Raw genomic sequence first — 16,536 nt, forward strand, 5'->3', positions numbered from 1 at the left:
CGACTCCTTCAGGGGCGGTTAAACAGCGAAAATCTTGCCGGGGTTCATGATCCCGTTCGGGTCGAACACCGCTTTCACTGCTTTCATGTATTCGATTTCAACCGGCGAGCGGCTGTAGGTCAGGTAATCGCGCTTGGTCATGCCCACGCCGTGTTCAGCGGAGATTGAGCCGTTGTACTTCTCGACGGTTTCAAACACCCACTTGTTCACGGTGGCGCACTTGGCGAAGAACTCATCCTTGCTGAGGTTTTCCGGCTTGAGGATGTTCAAGTGCAGGTTGCCGTCGCCAATGTGACCGAACCAGACAATTTCGAAATCCGGGTAGTGTTCGCCGACGATCGCGTCGATTTCCTTCAAGAAAGCCGGTACTTTGGAGACGGTGACCGAGATGTCGTTCTTGTACGGCGTCCAGTGGGAAATGGTCTCGGAGATGTACTCGCGCAGTTTCCACAGGTTGTGCAGTTGGGTTTCGCTCTGGCTCATCACGCCGTCCAGCACCCAACCCTGCTCGACGCAGTGTTCGAACGTTTCCAGCGCATGGTTGGCGACTTCTTCGGTGGTGGCTTCGAATTCCAGCAGCGCATAGAACGGGCATTCGGTTTCGAACGGCGCCGGCACGTCGCCACGGCCGAGGACTTTGGCCAGGGCTTTGTCGGAAAAGAACTCGAAGGCGGTCAGGTCCAGCTTGCTCTGGAACGCGTGCAATACCGGCATGATCGAGTCGAAATCGGTGGTCCCCAGCACCATGGCCGTCAGGTTTTTCGGCGCACGGTCCAGGCGCATGGTGGCTTCGACCACAAAGCCCAAGGTGCCCTCGGCGCCGATAAACAGCTGGCGCATGTCGTAGCCGGTGGCGTTCTTGATCAGGTCGCGGTTCAGTTCAAGCACATCACCCTTGCCAGTGACGACCTTCATGCCGGCCACCCAGTTACGGGTCATGCCGTAGCGAATCACCTTGATCCCACCGGCATTGGTGCCGATATTGCCGCCAATCTGGCTGGAACCGGACGAAGCGAAGTCCACCGGGTAGTACAGGCCTTTTTCTTCGGCGACGTTCTGCAATTGCTTGGTAACCACGCCCGGCTGGCACACGGCGGTGCGGTCAGTGAGGTTCACGTCGAGGATCTGGTTCATATAGTCGAATGACACAACCACTTCGCCGTTGGCCGCCACAGCGGCTGCCGACAAGCCAGTACGCCCACCGGACGGCACCAGCGCCACCTTGTGCGCATTGGCCCAACGCACGATGGCCTGGACCTGCTCAATGGTCTTGGGAAAGACGATGGCGGTCGGCGCGGGTGCGAAATGCTTGGTCCAATCCTTGCCGTAAGCCTCCAGGGAGTCTGCATCGGTCAGCACTTTGCCGGGCTCAACCAGGGTCTTCAGCTCATCAATCAGGGCAGGATGGGTCATCGACAGAACTCTCGAACAATTCATGGTCATCCTGAGAACGCTTCACGTCGCAGGAATAGGTGTTTAGCGGGGCGCGTATGCTAGCATACCGCCCCCGCAGGACAGAGCCCAAGGGCGTTTCTGCGGTGACGGCTTTCCTGCCGTCCGGGTCAGCTTACTCGATCCGATTCCCTGCCATTTTTCTCCGGGATACAGGTTTACGCAGATGAGCAAGACTTCTCTCGATAAGAGCAAGATCAAGTTCCTTCTTCTGGAAGGCGTCCACCCATCGGCTGTCGACGTTCTGAAAGCTGCCGGGTACACCAGCATTGAGTACATCACCAGTTCTCTGCCGGAAGCCCAGTTAAAGGAAAAGATCGCCGACGCGCACTTTATCGGCATTCGCTCCCGCACTCAGCTGACCGAAGAGATCTTCGACCACGCCAAAAAGCTCGTGGCTGTCGGTTGTTTCTGCATCGGTACCAACCAGGTCGACCTCAACGCAGCGCGCGAGCGCGGCATCGCGGTGTTCAACGCACCGTACTCCAACACCCGTTCCGTTGCGGAGCTGGTGCTGGCCGAGGCCATCCTGCTGCTGCGTGGCATTCCTGAGAAGAACGCTTCCTGCCACCGTGGCGGCTGGATCAAGAGCGCAGCCAACTCCTTCGAAATCCGCGGCAAGAAGCTGGGTATCGTCGGTTACGGCTCGATCGGTACGCAGTTGTCGGTACTGGCGGAAGGCCTGGGCATGCAGGTGTTCTTCTACGACACCCTGACCAAGCTGCCATTGGGCAACGCCACTCAAGTGTCGAGCCTGACCGAGCTGCTGGGTATGTCCGACATCGTGACCCTGCACGTTCCGGAAACCACTGAGACCCAGTGGATGATCGGCGAGAAGGAAATCCGCGCTATCAAGAAAGGCGGCATCCTGATCAACGCAGCGCGCGGCACTGTGGTCGAGCTGGACGCCCTGGCCGACGCGATCAAGGACAAGCACCTGATCGGCGCCGCTATCGACGTGTTCCCGGTGGAGCCGCGCTCCAACGACGACATCTTCGAAAGCCCGCTACGTGGCTTGGACAACGTGATCCTGACCCCGCACATCGGCGGTTCCACCGCTGAAGCCCAAGCCAACATTGGCCTGGAAGTGTCGGAAAAACTGGTCAAGTACAGCGACAACGGTACGTCCGTGTCCTCGGTCAACTTCCCGGAAGTGGCGCTGCCGGCCCACCCTGGCAAGCACCGTCTGCTGCACATCCACCAGAACATTCCTGGCGTGATGATGGAGATCAACAAGGTCTTCGCGGAAAACGGCATCAACATCTCCGGTCAGTTCCTGCAGACCAACGAGAAGGTCGGCTACGTGGTCATCGACGTCGACGCCGAGTACTCGGACCTGGCGCAAGAGAAGCTGCAGCACATCAACGGCACGATTCGTAGCCGCGTGTTGTTCTAAGGTTTCGATCGCACCACGAGAAAGGGAGCCCCTCGGGGCTCCCTTTTTTTCATCTGAACAAATCTTACTTAACGTTAACCGTGATGACTTTCGACGCTACAGTCGGGTTGAACTGCATGTGCAGTTTGTCGCCGGCCACCAGTTGCAAGGTGTGCTTGCCTGGGGTGAGGGTCAGTTCGGTTTCGGTCTGGGCCTTGCCGTAGTGGATCACGGTGTCGGTGGCCGGGATGGGCACGCTGGCGTCAGGCAGTTCTTTTTGGTCGATCAGCAGGTGGTGGTGGCCAGTGCCTGGCGCCTGGTCAGTGGCAGGCGCGAGTTTCAAACCTTCCATGCCGAATTTGACGGTGAAGGTTTTATCGACAGTGGCGCCGTCTTTTGGCGACACGATGAATACTTTGGCGCCTTCAGGCGGCGCACTGCGCGGAATGCCGTCTGCGGCGGTAGCCAACATAGACGCACCCAGCATCAAGGAGGCCAGGGTGGCACGGGACAAAAAGGCTTTCATTCGCTTCTCCAGTTTTTCCATGAAATCTGTAGGTTGATGACAACTTCGCGACAAATTGCTGTCCAAGGCACTCAACACCATAGCAAAGCGATGCTGAACGGCGCCTCGCACATTCGAATTCTCTAGGAGTGACCATGCGCTTTTCGCCTGGCCTGTTACTTTTGCTTCCCCTTCTGAGCCCTTTGGCTCATGCCGAACTGATCGACGACGTCAATGACCGTGGCGAACTGCGCATCGCCCTTGAAGCCAATACCCCGCCCTTCAACTTCAAGGAAGGCGACAAACTCACCGGCTTCGAAGTGGAACTGGGTGAACAACTGGCTAAAGAGATGGACGTGCGCCCGTCATTTATCACCACCGATGATGCCGACCTGTTGCCAGGTGTGGAAAGCGGCAAGTACGACGTAGCGATCAACCATATCGCTATGACTGCCGAGCTGCAGGATCGGTTCGATTTCAGTGAGCCTTACAGCGATAAGCCTGAGTTGGCGATCCCGTTCCAGAAAGGTAACCCGGCATTCAAGGCGAGTCTGAATAAGGCGCTGGGGCGGGTGAAGGCCGATGGCCGATTGAAGGCGTTGGCCCAGAAGTGGCTTGAGAGCGAGACTCCGGTAGCCAAGGCACAGTGATTTTTCGGATTTGACTCGGTCAGCCCCCACATTTTGACCTACACAGGTTTCGATAGCTGCGCCAGCGCTACTAACGCCTCAGGCAACTCCAACTCACTGAACACCTGCACGCCATGCTGTTTGAGCAGCGCTGCCGTCACGCCTTCGCCGCTCACCTTCACGCCGCTGAAGGTGCCGTCGTACGTCAGCAAGTTTCCACAAGACGGACTATTCGCCTTGAGCACGGCGATGCGGATGTCATGGCGCTGCACCAGCGCCAAGGCCTGGCGCGCACCCTCGAGAAAGGCAGCGCTGAAGTCTTCGCCCTCGGCGGTCAGCACCTGGGCGCGGCCTTCCCACACCTCTACACCTTGCCCGCCCGAGATTTCGGCGGGTGGACGCGGCGTTGGCAATCCACCGGACACTTCGGGGCAGATCGCAACCACTCGCCCTTCGGCTTGCCACGCCGCCAGATGGTCGAACGGCCCGCTCGCCGCGCCGTCGTAGCGCACCTTGTGCCCAAGCAGGCAACGGCTGACCAGAATCTTTTGCATGCTCAAAACGGCTCGTTGCCCCGCCGGCGAAACCAGCCAGTGAGGGACAGGCGTTCGCGCTTAGCGGGCATGACTTCGTGGGGCACCTCGCCCGACAGGAACACCACCAGGCTACCACCGGTGGGCACCACGTCGTATTCGACGCCGTCCTTGAGGTACATGCGCAACTGGCCGCCATGCTCGGGCAGCCAGGCGTTGTTCAAGTAGATCACCGCCGAGACCATGCGCCTATCATCGTCACGGAACCGGTCCAGGTGCTTGAGGTAAAACGCGCCCGGCGGGTACATCGCGAAGTGGCTTTCGAAGTCTTCGAGGCCGAGAAACAGGCCACGGTTCATTGCCAGGCGCAGGCTGTCCATCAACGCCATATAGGTGTCGCAGACTGCTGCATCGCCCTCTTCCAGCCATTGGATATGGTCACCGCGAATACCTTCGCGAATCTCTTGGGCCGGTCCGCGCCCGACCGCCGCCGGGGCCAATTCACCTTCGGCCGCACGTTTACGGCACTCAGCCGCCAGTTCCAGGGTCAGAGCCTGGGGCAGAAAGCCGTCTTGTCGGGACCAGCCTTTTTCGGCCAGGTCGTCGACAATGCGTTGCAACAGCGGGTGATCGAGGGGTATTTGCATGGCGCGCATAGTATCCATACGCTTGTGAATCCGACAGAGCCGCCGAGCGTCTGAATACACTTTAGTCAGGTGACCGATAGGACTTCTCGACAAATCCTACGCCCGACACGGACAATAGTGGCCGACTGACAGGAGTCCATATGCGTCGTTTGTTTTTTTCCTTGCTGATGTTCTGCGTTTTGCCCGCCTGGGCAGACGGCCATGACCAGTTGTACAAGGTCGCCGGCTGGGCCGAACAACGTGCGCATTTCAATGACGCCCTCAGTGCGGCCCAGCAACGCTACCGCAACAGCCTGCCGCCAGCGGTGTATCAGGCGCTGGTGGACAACAGCAATAAACGCTTTGCCGCCCAGGCCATGGACCAGCGTGCCGAGGCGCAATTGCGCAAGAACCTGGCGGACCCGAAGCCTGCCCTGGCGTTTTTTCAATCGCCCTTGGGCCGCAAGATTGTCGCCGCCGAGTTGCTGGCGACGCGCCGCGACCAACTGGCGAAAAACGCTCAGGGCCTGCCAAAAATCCAAGCCGACGCCACCCGCAGCCTGATCATCGGCCACCTGGCCCAGGCCTTGCCAGCCCGTGAGGCCGGTGCGGAAGTCAGCCTGGCGATTGCCGGCGTGGCGGCCGACAGCCTGAGCCAGATGATCCCCGGCCTGTTGGGCGGCGGTCAGGCCCAGGGCATGTTGAATGGCCAGCGTGAGCGGTTGATGCAGCAGATCGACAAGGATCTGAACAACACGCTGCTGTACGTTTATCGGGATTTATCTGACCCTGAGTTGGAAGAATTCGCTACGTTTGCGGAGTCGTCGGAAGGTAAGGCGTATTACCAGGCGGCGTTGGCGGCGATTCGTGCAGGGCTGGCAGTCGGCCAAAGCACTTCAAGCCTGGCACCGTAACAAGTGTGGGAGCTGGCTTGCCTGCTCCCACATTTGCATCGCGTTACTTCAGGTGGTCCGTTAAATAGCGGAAGTACGCCTCACGAATCTCCGCAATCTCATTCGCCAAATGATGCCTGCCACGCGGCAGCATCAACACCTCGGGCCTGTCGAACTTGCCGCGCAGCACCTGCAGGTTGTGCTGCCAGTCCACCGTCATGTCTTCCTCACCCTGCACAATCACCGGGCGCCGCAAACTGCGCGGTGCAGCCTCGATACGCTTGATCCAGCGCGCCAATGCACCGACCCAGGCGGTAGGCAGTTGGCGCGGCTGTAGCGGATCAGCCTCAAGAAACGGCTTGAACTCGGGATCGTGGGTGTTCTCGCTGAAGCGCCGCGCAATGCCTTTGACGAACGGCCGCAGCACGTAATAGCTGACTTGCGACCAACCCCAGGCACGCGGTCGCACCAACGGTGACAGCAGAAAGGTCTTGCCCTGGGCCGGGCTGTCGGCGCCATGGTTGAGCAAGTGATCCACCACCACCGCCCCGCCGGTGCTTTGCCCGAACAGGTGCCAGGGTTGCGGCAGTTGCAGCGCTTGGGCCTCGGCGAACAGTGCCTGCACCACATGCTGGTACACCGCAAAATCATCAATGCTGGCGCGCTCGCCACTGGACAACCCGTGGCCCGGCAAATCGCACGCGATCACCACAAACCCCTGGTCCAGCGCCCAGTCCACCACATGGCGATACAGCCCCATATGGTCGTAGAAGCCGTGGAACATAAACATCGTCGCCACAGGCTTGGGCGGCCACCACACCTGCGCGACCACCTGAAACCCATCCACCTCGAAACGCCCCAGACGGCTGACCGCCGGTACTGCGCGCGCGGCCAGATCCAGCCCGTAGAAACGCTGGTAGACCCGCGCCTCAGCTGAAAGCGGTTGCGCATCCACCAGGGGCCGCAAGCTTTCGCGCAGATGATCGGGGTCAAAGGTCACAGGCATAAAGGGTTCCAGACTTACGGCAGAGATGAATATCGAGCTGCGATATTCATCTGTCAGGACAAGCATGGCAAGCTACGCGACCTCTGAGGATACATCTGAATGCGACAGCCCTACCGCACCGCCCTGTTCGCCAGCCTTATCGTGGTTATCTGCACCGGCGTGCTGTGGGCCGCGTATGACTGGTTCCAGGGCCGCTACCTGCGCGCCTTCAGCGAACACACGGCGGTGTTTTCCGGCGACCCATTGAAGCTGCCGGCCGAGCTCGCCGGCCCAGGCCCGATCCGCTTGGTCCACTTTTGGGACCCGGCCTGCCCGTGCAATGTCGGCAACCAACAACACCTGGGCGAACTGATCGAGCACTACGCCCCCCAAGGCGTCGAGTTCTATGCGCTGCAAAAACCCGGCAGCCACGGCCAACTGCCTGACAACCTGCGCACAATGAAAACCCTCACCGCCCTGCCCGGCGCCGACCAAGTGCCCGCCAGCCCGGCGGTGGGCATTTGGGATCGCAGCGGCAAACTCGCGTATTTCGGGCCCTACAGCGAAGGCCTGACGTGCAATTCCAGCAACAGTTTTATTGAGCCGATCTTGAAGGCCCTTGGAGCGGGGCGCGAGGTGAATGCCACGCACACCCTGGCGGTGGGCTGCTATTGTTCCTGGCCAAAAGGCTCGTAACTCGCCACCCCTCTCTTGGTAAGGAATGTTCATGAAGCGCGTCTTGCGGACTCTCGCGGTTCTTGTAGTGCTGGCGGCTCTCGGCGCCGGCTGGTACGTGTACAGCAAGCAGCCGACCCGCCAGGGCACGGTTGAGCTGGCCAACCTGCAAGGCTCGGTCACCGTGCGCTACGACGACCGTGGCGTGCCGCATATTCGTGCCGAGAACGAAACCGACCTGTATCGCGCCCTGGGCTACGTGCACGCCCAGGACCGCTTGTTCCAGATGGAGATCATGCGGCGCCTGGCCCGTGGCGAGCTGGCCGAGGTGCTTGGGCCCAAGCTGCTGGAGACCGATAAGCTGTTCCGTAGCCTGCGCATTCGTGACCGCGCCGCCACTTATGTGGCGCAGCTGGATCATGATTCGGCGCACTGGAAGGCCCTGCAAGCCTACCTGGACGGGATCAACCAATATCAAGACAGCCACGCCCGCCCGATGGAGTTCGACGTGCTGGGCATCCCCAAGCGGCCGTTCACCGCCGAGGACAGCATCAGCGTCGCCGGGTATATGGCCTACAGCTTTGCTGCCGCATTTCGTACCGAGCCTCTGCTGACTTACGTACGCGATCAACTGGGCAGCGACTACCTGAAAGTCTTCGACCTCGACTGGCAACCTCAGGGCGCCCTCAACCTCGCCGCCAGCGATTGGCAAACCCTCGGCGCCATCGCCGCCCTGAGCGAACAGGCCTTGGCCGACAATGGCTTGCCGCAGTTCGAAGGCAGCAACGCCTGGGCCATCAGCGGCAACCGCACCAAGAGCGGTAAACCGTTGCTGGCCGGTGACCCGCATATTCGCTTCTCGGTGCCGTCGGTGTGGTACGAGGCGCAGCTGTCGGCGCCGGGCTTTGAGCTGTATGGCTATCACAACGCGCTGGTGCCGGTGGCGTTCCTGGGGCACAACCTGGATTTCGGCTGGAGCCTGACCATGTTCCAGAACGATGACCTCGACCTCATCGCCGAGAAGGTCAACCCGGAAAACGCCAATCAGGTCTGGTACCACGACCAGTGGGTCGATATGACCAGCACCGAGCAACAGATTGCGGTGAAAGGCCAGGCGCCCGTCACGCTGACCCTGCGCCAATCACCCCACGGCCCGGTCATTAATGACGTGCTCGGCGAAAGTGCCGGCAAGACGCCGATTGCCATGTGGTGGGCGTTCCTCGACACCCAGAACCCGATCCTCGAAGGTTTCTACCAGCTCAACCGCGCCGACACCCTGGCCAAGGCGCGCGCGGCGGCGTCGAAGGTGTCTGCGCCGGGGCTGAATATTGTGTGGGCGAATGCCAAGGGCGATATCGGCTGGTGGGCGGCGGCGCAATTGCCGATTCGTCCGGCCGGTACCAATGCCGGCTTTATCCTCGACGGCAGTAGCACACAGGCCGACAAGCTGGGCTTCTACCCCTTCAGCGCCAACCCCCAGGAAGAAAACCCCGCGCGTGGCTACGTGGTGTCGGCCAACGCGCAACCCGTCTCGCCCACCGGCATGGAGATCCCCGGTTATTACAACCTGGCCGACCGTGGCCAACAGTTGAACGCGCAGTTGAGCGACAAGAGCGTGAAGTGGGATGTCGACAACAGCCAGGCCTTGCAACTGGGCACCGCCACCGCCTTCGGCCCGCGCCTGCTGGCGCCGCTGTTGCCGGTGCTGCGTGAAGTGGTCAAGGACCCGGCGCAGTTGAAACTGGTGGAGCAACTGGCCGCCTGGAAAGGTGACTACCCGCTGGACTCCACCAGCGCCACGCTGTTCAACCAGTTCCTGTTCAACCTGGCCGACGCCGCCTTCCATCCGAAACTCGGCGACGCCATGTTCAAGACCCTGCTCAGCACCCGCGTGATCGACGCCGCGCTGCCACGCCTGGCCGCCGCGCCGGATTCGCCGTGGTGGGACGGCAAGCGCGCGGAGTCGGTCAAACTCGCCTGGGACAACAGCCTCGCACACCTCAAAGCCACTTTCGGCGATGACCCAAGCCAATGGCAGTGGGGCAAGGCCCACACCCTGACCCATGGCCACCCGCTGGGCTCGCAGAAACCGTTGGACCTGATCGTGAATGTCGGCCCGTTCCCGGCGCCGGGAACCCACGAAGTGCCCAACAACCAGTCGGCCCCTATCGGCCCGGCACCGTGGCCGGTGACCTACGGGCCTTCTACCCGCCGCCTGATCGACTTCGCCGATGCGGCTCACGCACTGACCATCAACCCGGTCGGGCAAAGTGGGGTGCCGTTCGACAAACACTATGGCGACCAGGCAGAAACCTACATCGAAGGCGGGTATGAGCAGGCGCATTTCAGTGATGAGGAAGTGACGGCCAACACCCGAGGCACGCTTAAATTACTACCGGCGAGATAGCGGCCTGTACACCCGATCAACGTGGGAGCTGGCTTGCCTGCGATAGCGATGTGACTGAACCACCGCCATCGCAGGCAAGCCAGCTCCCACATTTTGACCGGTGGTGCGGCGGCTACCGTGCCCGCACCCGTCCCGGCGCCTCACCATAGGTTTCCTTGAATTTCTTGCTGAACGCCGCCTGGGACTGGTAACCCACCTGGGCGGCGATATCCAACAGGCTCAGGCGTGACTCGCGCAGCAGGTTGAATGCCAGCTCCATGCGCAACTGGGTCAGCAACACCCAGGGCGATACGCCCGCCACTTTTACAAACGCGCGCATGAACGTAGCGCGCGACATCGTCGCGGCGGTGGCCAGGCTGTCGATGGTCCACTCGTGCCCGGGATCGGCCAGCATCGCCTGCCAGGCCTTGCTCAGGCGCTTGTCAGCGAGCAGCGCGAAGGTGCCGGCAACTGGCGCCTGACGGGTCAGCCAGGCACGCAGGATCAGGGTGAACAGCGCTGAAGAGAGTGCATCGATAAACGAACGTGCGCCGAGCTGCTCGCCGTCCGCTTCGCTGCGCAGCAACCCAATCAACGCTGCCAATTGCCCATCGGCCTGCCATTCGCGGCTGGACACCACCAAGTGCTCCGGCAACGCACCGAACAACAGCGATTGGCGGTTGTAGTGAAAACTGCCGCAGAGCATGTCCAAATCCGGCTGGTCACCGCCCAGGCGGTGCACCTTGAGTACGCCGCCTTCGACCACCCGGGGCTGCATCGGCCTGATCCTCGCGCCCTGGCTGCGCAGCAAGTGCGTGGCGCCGCCAGGCATCAGCAGGATGTCACCCTCCTCCAGGGTCACTTGTTGCCCGCCCGACAATTCCGCGCGGCAGCTGCCACTGAGCACGATGTGATACGGCGCCACACCGAGATTCTCGGGGGCATGCTCCAGCGCCCAGGCGCCCTGGAACTGGCACCGCAAATCCAGACTGCCGCGCAGGTTGGCCAGCGCGATAAGGGTGTCGATCGAATTCATTTGCGAGCATCGGTCAAAAAGATGAGCGGATTGAACAATAACCCCAACCTCAAACAGAACAGACTGGCTTCACACCCAACCTGTTGAGGAGTTACCGCAATGTTCAATAACTGGTCCCACTTGCTGCCTACCGTGAAGAAAGCCTTTGGCGCGCTGGGCAAGAGCAACCCGAAGATGGTCAAAGCCTACATGGCGCTGGGCGAGGCTGCCGAGGAAAACAACGTACTCGACGCCAAGACCCGTGAGCTGATCTCCATTGCCGTGGCCATCACCACCCGCTGCGACGGTTGCATCGGCGTGCATGCCGACGCCGCGATCAAGGCCGGCGCGACCCGCGAAGAGGTTGCCGCCACATTGGCCACCGCGATTTCGCTGAATGCCGGCGCGGCATACATCTACTCGCTGCGTGCGCTGGAAGCCTACGACACGCTCAAACCGGCGCCGCAAAGTTAAGCCGGAACTGTTGTGGCGTCACGCCCAGCCGGCGGTTGAACACACTGCGCATGTGCTGGGCGTCGCGAAACCCGCATTGATAAGCCACCGTCTTGAGCGGTGCGTGGCTGCTTTCGAGCAGCACCCGCGCCGCGTCCACCCGCGCCCGCTCGACAAACTCCGCCGGCGTAATCCGCGCCTCACGGGCAAACACCCGAGAGAAATTGCGCGGGCTCATATTGGCCGCCTCGGCCAGGTCGGCAATGCTCAGGTCGCCGGTCAGGTTCGCCAATACGTACAGCTGCACCAACGCCACCGCCGAGGTGGTTTCGGCGTGGGGCGTGAGGAACGGGCTGAACTGCGACTGCCCGCCCGAACGCTGGGTAAACACCACCAAGCGCTTGGCCACGCTCAGCGCGACTTCCGGGCCGTGGTCCTGAGCCAGCAAATAGAGCGACAAGTCGATACCCGCCGTGACCCCGGCCGAGGTGTAGAGGTTGCCGTCCTGCACGTAGAGGCGGTCGGCCTCAACCTGGGCGGTGGGGCACAGGCGCGCCAGATCAGCCGCGTCGTTCCAATGGGTGGTGACGGTTTTCCCATCCAGCAGCCCGGCTCGGGCCAGCATGAACGCGCCGTTGCAGATCGAACCGAAGCGTTGTGCCCTTGCAGCGGCGCCCCGCAACCAATCATCGAACTGCGTGCCGAAGTCCTCGAAGGGTAACTGCGGGCCGCCAGCGACCAGCAGCAGGTCATAGGCGTGCAGGGCTTCGCTGTAGTGCCGGTGGGCCTGCAATGACAGACCGTTGGAGGCGGCCATGGTGCCGAGGCCAAGGCCAATCACTTCAAGCTGGTAATGGTCCTCAGGCGCTAGAAACCGGTTGGCCTCGCAAAACACATCCATGGGGCCGGTCACGTCCAGTGACTGGACGCCGGGGAAAATCAGGATGGCAACGGTTTTGCCCATGAACAACACACCTTTGATTGGATGAACACAAACCCCTGTGGGAGCGGGCTTGCTCGCGAATGCGGTGGATCAGCCAATAAATTCGGTGACTGAACCACCGCATTCGCGAGCAAGCCCGCTCCCACATTTTTGATTTTCGCAGGCTTCAAGGGATCAATCGCCTGCTACACCCTAGCTGATTTTGCCTTGGCACGATGTGGCTGCACATTGGCCGACATCGCTCCCTCGCCGTGCTAGCCCCTCCACGAGCACACGACCAGACTGGATGCTTCCCAGAGGAGAACGACCATGACCACCACCATCGCCGGCATCCAGATCCCTGACAGCGCCCTGGCCAAGGCCACCACCGAATACATCCGCGACGTCGAATCCGACCTGCTCTACCACCACTCTCGCCGGGTGTTCCTGTTTGGCGCATTGAGCGGTGAACGCAAGCAACTCGCCTACAACCCGGAGTTGCTCTACGTTGGCGCAATGTTTCATGACCTTGGCTTGGTCGAAGGCCATCGCAGTGACAACGAGCGCTTTGAAGTGGACGGCGCCAACGCAGCCGCGGCCTTCCTCAAGCCTTACGGCCTGGGCGATGACGACATCGAACAGGTGTGGTTATCCATCGCCCTGCACACCACACCGGGCGTGCCGCAGCATCTGCGCCCGACCGTGGCGCTGGTGACGGCCGGCGTGGAGATGGACGTGCTGGGCATGGACTACGCCGCGTTTTCCAGCGTGCAGCGCGAAGCCGTGGTGCATGCGCATCCACGTGGGGAAGGGTTCAAGGAGTGCATCATTTGCGCGTTTGCCGACGGCTTGCGCCATCGCCCGCAGACCACGTTTGGCAACGTGAAGACTGATGTGTTGGTGGATCAGGAGCCGGGGTTCAAGCCGATGAATTTTGTGGAGGTGATCCGCAAGTCGCCGTGGGTGGCTTAGTTGACCTGAAATGCAATCAACTGTGGGAGCTGGCTTGCCTGCGATAGCGGTGTATCAGTCGACAGATGAGTCGACTGATACACCGCTATCGCAGGCAAGCCAGCTCCCACATTTTTTACCGCGTTCCGTCAGTTAGACCGGTGCAGGCGCCCGGCGCTTGTCCGGCTGTTTCCAGCCATCCGCCGCCGCTTCTTCAATCGCTTGCTGGATAGCCTTCTTGCGGTGTTCTTCGGCACGGCGGCTGAAGAACCACACCAGGAAGGTCACCAACGACACCGCCAACAGGATCAAGCTCGCCACGGCGTTAATCTCGGGCTTAACCCCAAGGCGCACCGCCGAGAACACTTCCATCGGCAAGGTGGTCGAACCCGGCCCCGACACAAAGCTGGCCAGTACCAAGTCATCCAGCGACAGCGCGAACGACATCATGCCGCCCGCAGCCAGCGACGGTGCAATCATCGGGATGGTGATCAGGAAGAACACCTTCCACGGCCGCGCACCCAAATCCATCGCCGCTTCTTCGATCGACAGGTCCAACTCACGCAAGCGCGCCGACACCACCACCGCCACATAGGCTGCGCAGAACGTGGTGTGGGCGATCCAGATGGTGACGATGCCACGCTCTTGCGGCCAACCGATCATCTGCGCCATCGCCACAAACAGCAGCAACAGCGACAGACCGGTGATCACTTCCGGCATCACCAACGGCGCGGTCACCAGGCCGCCGAACAGCGTGCGGCCCTTGAATTGGCTGATGCGCGTCAGCACAAACGCTGCCAACGTGCCCAGCGCTACCGCAGCCACCGCCGTGTAGCAGGCGATTTCCAGGGAACGCGCCACCGACCCCATCAACTGGGTGTTGTCGAGCAGGCCCACGTACCACTTGATCGACCAACCGCCCCACACCGTCACCAGCTTGGATTCGTTGAACGAGTAGATCACCAGGATCAGCATCGGCAGGTAGATAAACAACAACCCCGCTACCAGCATGAAACTCGAGAAACTGAAGCGCTTCATATCTTGCCCTCCAACTCTTTGGCTTGGCTGCGGTTGAACAGGATGATCGGCACAATCAGGATCGCCAGCATCACCACCGCCAGGGCAGACGCCACCGGCCAGTCACGGTTGTTGAAGAACTCTTGCCACAACACTTTACCGATCATCAGGGTTTCCGGGCCGCCCAGCAGTTCCGGGATCACAAACTCGCCCACCACCGGGATGAATACGAGCATGCAGCCGGCGATGATGCCGTTCTTGGACAGCGGCACGGTGATTTTCCAGAAGCTATTGAAGGTGCTCGAACCCAGGTCCGATGCGGCTTCCAGCAGGCTCTGGTCATGTTTCACCAGGTTGGCATACAGCGGCAGGATCATGAACGGCAGGTACGAATAGACCACGCCGATGTACACCGCAATGTTGGTATTAAGGATCTGCAGCGGTTCGTTGATAAACCCCATGGACATCAGGAAGCCATTGAGCAAACCGTTGTTGCTGAGAATGCCCATCCACGCGTACACGCGGATCAGGATCGCAGTCCAGGTCGGCATCATGATCAGCAGCACCAGCACGGTCTGCATCTCTTTGCGCGCAGAAGCAATGGCATAGGCCATCGGATAGCCGATCAGCAGGCACAGCAGCGTGCTGAAAAACGCCATCTTGAGCGAGCCCAGGTACGCGGCGATATACAGCTCATCGCCCGCCAGCAAACTGTAGTTCGCCAGGTTCAGCACCAGTTGCAGCTTCTGCTCAACGTAGGTGTAGATCTCGGTGTACGGCGGGATCGCCACATCGGCTTCGGCAAAGCTGATTTTCAATACGATGAAAAACGGCAGTGCGAAAAACAGGAACAGCCACAGGAAAGGAATCCCAATGACCACCTGCTTGCCACTGGGGATTATACGATCCAAGCGCCGCTTGAACTTCTTCATATTCATGAGCGAAGTACCACGCCGCTGTCGTCTTCCCACCAGACGTAGACCTGGTCACCCCAGGTCGGACGCTGCCCACGGCGCTCGGCGTTGGCGACGAAAGACTGCACCAGCTTGCCGCTCGGCAGCTCCACATAGAACACCGAGTGGCCGCCCAGGTAAGCAATGTCGTGCACCTTGCCGCTGGACCAGTTGTGCTCGCAGGTCGGCATTTCGGTGGTGACCAGCAGCTTTTCCGGGCGGATGGCGTAGGTCACCGACTTGTCTTCCACCGCGGTGGCGATGCCGTAGCCCACGTAGATGTCGCGGTCCAGGTCCGGGCACTTGAGCACCGCGTGGCCTTCGGCGTCATCCACCACTTGGGTGTCGAAGATGTTGACGTTGCCGATGAACTCGCACACCAGGCGGCTGGTGGGGGTTTCGTAGATGTCGATCGGGCTGCCGATCTGGGCGATCCAGCCCAGGTGCATGATCGCGATGCGCTCGGCCATGGTCATGGCCTCTTCCTGGTCGTGAGTCACCATCACGCAGGTCACGCCCACGCGCTCGATGATCTCCACCAGCTCCAGCTGCATCTGCGAGCGCAGCTTTTTGTCGAGGGCGCCCATGGGCTCATCGAGCAGCAGCAGTTTCGGGCGCTTGGCCAGGGACCGCGCCAGGGCCACACGCTGACGCTGACCACCGGACAACTGGTGCGGCTTGCGCTTGGCGTACTGGCTCATCTGCACCAGCTTGAGCATCTCGGCCACGCGGGCGTCGACTTCGGCCTTGGGAATCTTGTCCTGTTGCAGGCCGAACGCAATGTTCTGCGCCACCGTCATGTGCGGGAACAAGGCGTAGGACTGGAACATCATGTTGATCGGCCGCTCGTAGGGCGGCATGTCGGTAATGTCCACACCGTCGAGGTAGATGCGCCCTTCAGTCGGGCGCTCGAAACCTGCGAGCATGCGCAGCAAGGTGGACTTGCCCGAACCCGAACCGCCGAGCAAGGCGAATATTTCGCCTTTCTTGATTTCCAGGGACACATCGTCCACGGCAATCGTCTCGTCGAACTTCTTCGTGACCCGGTCGATTTTGACCAGCACCTTTTTCGGTGTCTGGTCGCCCTCGAGGGCTTTCTTATAGGCGCCGGAGGCAACTGCCATTTACGAAACTCCCAACAAAATTTGCAGCTCACCCGATGTGGG

General features: G+C 60.9%; 17 protein-coding genes. 7 read left to right on the forward strand and 10 right to left on the reverse strand.

Going from position 1 to position 16,536, the window contains the following annotated elements:
• Window positions 1–18: 18 nt before the first annotated feature.
• A complete protein-coding gene (locus tag AB4O35_RS04405) occupies window positions 19–1,413 on the reverse strand; it encodes an FAD-binding oxidoreductase (RefSeq protein ID WP_065874402.1) in 1,395 nt (464 codons plus the stop codon).
• A 205-nt stretch (window positions 1,414–1,618) separates the two neighbouring features.
• Here AB4O35_RS04405 and serA point away from each other — a divergent pair, with 205 nt between their 5' ends.
• A complete protein-coding gene (gene serA / locus AB4O35_RS04410) occupies window positions 1,619–2,848 on the forward strand; it encodes a phosphoglycerate dehydrogenase (RefSeq protein WP_049711054.1) in 1,230 nt (409 codons plus the stop codon).
• Window positions 2,849–2,912: 64 nt separating this feature from the next.
• Here serA and AB4O35_RS04415 read toward each other — a convergent pair whose 3' ends face one another.
• The gene (locus AB4O35_RS04415; protein WP_065874403.1) at window positions 2,913–3,353 is read right to left on the reverse strand and encodes a DUF4399 domain-containing protein; all 441 of its coding nucleotides are present in this window, start codon (window positions 3,351–3,353) and stop codon (window positions 2,913–2,915) included.
• Window positions 3,354–3,487: 134 nt separating this feature from the next.
• Here AB4O35_RS04415 and AB4O35_RS04420 point away from each other — a divergent pair, with 134 nt between their 5' ends.
• The gene (locus tag AB4O35_RS04420) at window positions 3,488–3,982 is read left to right on the forward strand and encodes a transporter substrate-binding domain-containing protein (protein WP_065946125.1); all 495 of its coding nucleotides are present in this window, start codon (window positions 3,488–3,490) and stop codon (window positions 3,980–3,982) included.
• 38 nt (window positions 3,983–4,020) lie between these two features.
• Here the strand turns inward: AB4O35_RS04420 and AB4O35_RS04425 are convergent, their stop codons facing one another.
• Both AB4O35_RS04425 and AB4O35_RS04430 read right to left on the reverse strand, forming a co-directional pair.
• Window positions 4,021–4,515, reverse strand: coding sequence for a 2-thiouracil desulfurase family protein (locus AB4O35_RS04425; protein WP_065946126.1), 495 nt, complete (start codon window positions 4,513–4,515; stop codon window positions 4,021–4,023).
• Between the two features lie 2 nt (window positions 4,516–4,517).
• On the reverse strand, window positions 4,518–5,150 hold the full coding sequence (locus AB4O35_RS04430; RefSeq protein ID WP_065946127.1) for a 2OG-Fe(II) oxygenase: 633 nt from the start codon (window positions 5,148–5,150) through the stop codon (window positions 4,518–4,520).
• 131 nt (window positions 5,151–5,281) lie between these two features.
• Here AB4O35_RS04430 and AB4O35_RS04435 point away from each other — a divergent pair, with 131 nt between their 5' ends.
• Complete coding sequence (locus AB4O35_RS04435) at window positions 5,282–6,034, forward strand: DUF2059 domain-containing protein (protein ID WP_065874407.1); 753 nt, start codon at window positions 5,282–5,284, stop codon at window positions 6,032–6,034.
• A gap of 43 nt (window positions 6,035–6,077) precedes the next feature.
• Here the strand turns inward: AB4O35_RS04435 and bipL are convergent, their stop codons facing one another.
• On the reverse strand, window positions 6,078–7,019 hold the full coding sequence (bipL, locus tag AB4O35_RS04440) for a phospholipase BipL (protein ID WP_065946128.1): 942 nt from the start codon (window positions 7,017–7,019) through the stop codon (window positions 6,078–6,080).
• Between the two features lie 99 nt (window positions 7,020–7,118).
• On the opposite strand from bipL, the gene AB4O35_RS04445 reads away from it, so the two are divergent.
• Complete coding sequence (locus AB4O35_RS04445; protein WP_065880211.1) at window positions 7,119–7,694, forward strand: DUF6436 domain-containing protein; 576 nt, start codon at window positions 7,119–7,121, stop codon at window positions 7,692–7,694.
• A 31-nt stretch (window positions 7,695–7,725) separates the two neighbouring features.
• The gene (locus AB4O35_RS04450) at window positions 7,726–10,080 is read left to right on the forward strand and encodes a penicillin acylase family protein (RefSeq protein ID WP_065946129.1); all 2,355 of its coding nucleotides are present in this window, start codon (window positions 7,726–7,728) and stop codon (window positions 10,078–10,080) included.
• A gap of 112 nt (window positions 10,081–10,192) precedes the next feature.
• Here the strand turns inward: AB4O35_RS04450 and AB4O35_RS04455 are convergent, their stop codons facing one another.
• Window positions 10,193–11,095 (reverse strand): AraC family transcriptional regulator, encoded by a 903-nt coding sequence (locus tag AB4O35_RS04455; protein ID WP_065880212.1) that lies wholly within the window; start codon window positions 11,093–11,095, stop codon window positions 10,193–10,195.
• A 99-nt stretch (window positions 11,096–11,194) separates the two neighbouring features.
• Here AB4O35_RS04455 and AB4O35_RS04460 point away from each other — a divergent pair, with 99 nt between their 5' ends.
• Window positions 11,195–11,548, forward strand: coding sequence for a carboxymuconolactone decarboxylase family protein (locus AB4O35_RS04460; protein WP_065874412.1), 354 nt, complete (start codon window positions 11,195–11,197; stop codon window positions 11,546–11,548).
• Here AB4O35_RS04460 and AB4O35_RS04465 read toward each other — a convergent pair.
• Window positions 11,526–12,491, reverse strand: a complete 966-nt coding sequence (locus tag AB4O35_RS04465; protein ID WP_065874413.1) for a GlxA family transcriptional regulator — start codon at window positions 12,489–12,491, stop codon at window positions 11,526–11,528. The genes AB4O35_RS04460 and AB4O35_RS04465 overlap by 23 nt on opposite strands.
• Window positions 12,492–12,779: 288 nt before the next feature.
• Here AB4O35_RS04465 and AB4O35_RS04470 point away from each other — a divergent pair, with 288 nt between their 5' ends.
• A complete protein-coding gene (locus tag AB4O35_RS04470; RefSeq protein ID WP_065874414.1) occupies window positions 12,780–13,421 on the forward strand; it encodes an HD domain-containing protein in 642 nt (213 codons plus the stop codon).
• Between the two features lie 132 nt (window positions 13,422–13,553).
• On the opposite strand, the gene AB4O35_RS04475 is transcribed toward AB4O35_RS04470, so the two are convergent.
• From AB4O35_RS04475 to AB4O35_RS04485, 3 genes are read right to left on the reverse strand one after another with little or no spacing between them, the layout of a single operon-like run.
• A complete protein-coding gene (locus tag AB4O35_RS04475; RefSeq protein WP_010207334.1) occupies window positions 13,554–14,438 on the reverse strand; it encodes an ABC transporter permease subunit in 885 nt (294 codons plus the stop codon).
• Window positions 14,435–15,355 (reverse strand): ABC transporter permease subunit, encoded by a 921-nt coding sequence (locus AB4O35_RS04480; protein ID WP_065874415.1) that lies wholly within the window; start codon window positions 15,353–15,355, stop codon window positions 14,435–14,437. Before AB4O35_RS04480 ends, AB4O35_RS04475 begins: the two co-directional genes overlap by 4 nt.
• The gene (locus tag AB4O35_RS04485; protein ID WP_003176776.1) at window positions 15,352–16,494 is read right to left on the reverse strand and encodes an ABC transporter ATP-binding protein; all 1,143 of its coding nucleotides are present in this window, start codon (window positions 16,492–16,494) and stop codon (window positions 15,352–15,354) included. The genes AB4O35_RS04480 and AB4O35_RS04485 overlap by 4 nt, the downstream gene beginning before the upstream one ends.
• Window positions 16,495–16,536: the final 42 nt, after the last annotated feature.

This window comes from Pseudomonas sp. H1_A03 (assembly GCF_054685145.1).

What these genes read in the sequence shown, in the direction of transcription:
- AB4O35_RS04405 (WP_065874402.1), bottom strand. Translation starts at nt 1,413, where the DNA reads ATGACCCATCCTGCCCTGATTGATGAGCTGAAGACCCTGGTTGAGCCC.
- serA (WP_049711054.1), top strand. Translation starts at nt 1,619, where the DNA reads ATGAGCAAGACTTCTCTCGATAAGAGCAAGATCAAGTTCCTTCTTCTG.
- AB4O35_RS04415 (WP_065874403.1), bottom strand. Translation starts at nt 3,353, where the DNA reads ATGAAAGCCTTTTTGTCCCGTGCCACCCTGGCCTCCTTGATGCTGGGT.
- AB4O35_RS04420 (WP_065946125.1), top strand. Translation starts at nt 3,488, where the DNA reads ATGCGCTTTTCGCCTGGCCTGTTACTTTTGCTTCCCCTTCTGAGCCCT.
- AB4O35_RS04425 (WP_065946126.1), bottom strand. Translation starts at nt 4,515, where the DNA reads ATGCAAAAGATTCTGGTCAGCCGTTGCCTGCTTGGGCACAAGGTGCGC.
- AB4O35_RS04430 (WP_065946127.1), bottom strand. Translation starts at nt 5,150, where the DNA reads ATGCGCGCCATGCAAATACCCCTCGATCACCCGCTGTTGCAACGCATT.
- AB4O35_RS04435 (WP_065874407.1), top strand. Translation starts at nt 5,282, where the DNA reads ATGCGTCGTTTGTTTTTTTCCTTGCTGATGTTCTGCGTTTTGCCCGCC.
- bipL (WP_065946128.1), bottom strand. Translation starts at nt 7,019, where the DNA reads ATGCCTGTGACCTTTGACCCCGATCATCTGCGCGAAAGCTTGCGGCCC.
- AB4O35_RS04445 (WP_065880211.1), top strand. Translation starts at nt 7,119, where the DNA reads ATGCGACAGCCCTACCGCACCGCCCTGTTCGCCAGCCTTATCGTGGTT.
- AB4O35_RS04450 (WP_065946129.1), top strand. Translation starts at nt 7,726, where the DNA reads ATGAAGCGCGTCTTGCGGACTCTCGCGGTTCTTGTAGTGCTGGCGGCT.
- AB4O35_RS04455 (WP_065880212.1), bottom strand. Translation starts at nt 11,095, where the DNA reads ATGAATTCGATCGACACCCTTATCGCGCTGGCCAACCTGCGCGGCAGT.
- AB4O35_RS04460 (WP_065874412.1), top strand. Translation starts at nt 11,195, where the DNA reads ATGTTCAATAACTGGTCCCACTTGCTGCCTACCGTGAAGAAAGCCTTT.
- AB4O35_RS04465 (WP_065874413.1), bottom strand. Translation starts at nt 12,491, where the DNA reads ATGGGCAAAACCGTTGCCATCCTGATTTTCCCCGGCGTCCAGTCACTG.
- AB4O35_RS04470 (WP_065874414.1), top strand. Translation starts at nt 12,780, where the DNA reads ATGACCACCACCATCGCCGGCATCCAGATCCCTGACAGCGCCCTGGCC.
- AB4O35_RS04475 (WP_010207334.1), bottom strand. Translation starts at nt 14,438, where the DNA reads ATGAAGCGCTTCAGTTTCTCGAGTTTCATGCTGGTAGCGGGGTTGTTG.
- AB4O35_RS04480 (WP_065874415.1), bottom strand. Translation starts at nt 15,355, where the DNA reads ATGAATATGAAGAAGTTCAAGCGGCGCTTGGATCGTATAATCCCCAGT.
- AB4O35_RS04485 (WP_003176776.1), bottom strand. Translation starts at nt 16,494, where the DNA reads ATGGCAGTTGCCTCCGGCGCCTATAAGAAAGCCCTCGAGGGCGACCAG.